Source organism: Flavobacterium frigidimaris (assembly GCF_002217275.1).
In the GTDB taxonomy this organism is placed as follows: Bacteria; Bacteroidota; Bacteroidia; order Flavobacteriales; family Flavobacteriaceae; genus Flavobacterium; species Flavobacterium aquidurense.
Genome location: NZ_MUGV01000052.1, coordinates 1 through 1,118, shown reverse-complemented (window position 1 = coordinate 1,118; position 1,118 = coordinate 1). Strand labels below are relative to the sequence as shown.

The window sequence follows — 1,118 nt, the reverse complement described above, 5'->3', positions numbered from 1 at the left end:
GTCGGACGTTAATTTCACAAAAAACCACTTTTGCTTAAACAAACTTAAAAAAAACTATTTTTATCTATAGAAGCCCATTGATACGCCACCGTCTACATTCAGGGCATTTCCTGTTGATTTACCAAGTAAACCACCAACAAAAGCAAAACAAGCGTTTGCAATATCATCAGGTAATATGATTTCATTCAGTAACGTACGTTTGGCGTAGTAAGCCGGTAATTCTTCTACCGTAATACCATACGCTTTGGCACGACCTTCTGCCCAACCACCAGACCAAATGTTCGAGTCTGAAATTACGGCATCCGGATTTACCGTGTTCACACGGATTTTATCAGCTCCCAATTCCGCTGCCATAAGGCGCGTTAAGTGGGCTTGTGCTGCTTTGGCTGATCCATATCCAGGATTGTTCGGACCTGCAACAACGGCGTTCTTAGAAACAATATTTACAATGTCTCCACCGAATCCTTGTTTACGCATTACTTCAATTCCGGCTTTTGATACAATAAATTGTCCTTTTACCAAAATGTCATATAACCTGTCCCATTCTTCCAAAGTATGTTCTGCAATAGATTTTGAGATACTGATTCCGGCGTTGTTTACCACGATATCTACTCCTCCAAAAGCCAGACAAGCTTCGTCTAATGCTTTTTCAGTACTCTTTTCATCCGTTACATTCAAAAGTGTACTTGAAACGGCATCTTTTCCAAATGATTTGATAAAGTCTTTTGTTGCTTCTTCCAGTCTTTCTTCGTTGATATCGTTAATTACCACACAAGCACCTTCCTGAGCAAACTTTTTAGCGATTGCTTTTCCTATTCCTCCGGCTGATCCTGTGATTAAAGCGACTCTTCCTGAAAGTGCTTTTGGTTTTGGCATTCTTTGCAGTTTCGCTTCTTCCAACAACCAATATTCGATATCAAAAGCTTCCTGATGTGGAAGTGACGTATATTCTGAAACGGCTTCTGCACCTTTCATTACGTTCACCGCATTTACATAATATTCTGATGCCAAACGTGCCATCGTTTTATCCTTGGCAAAAGTGAACATTCCAACTCCAGGGTATAAAATCACAACCGGATTTGGATCACGCATTGCCGGTGAATTTGATTTCTTGCAAG

Annotated in this window: 1 protein-coding gene; it reads right to left on the bottom strand. The window is 40.4% G+C overall.

Annotated elements, in window-relative coordinates; all coding sequences use genetic code 11:
• Positions 1-60: 60 nt before the first annotated feature.
• Positions 61-1,118, bottom strand: a 1,058-nt coding sequence (locus tag B0A65_RS22575; protein WP_123890421.1) for an SDR family oxidoreductase, incomplete at its 5' end; no start/stop codon positions are given.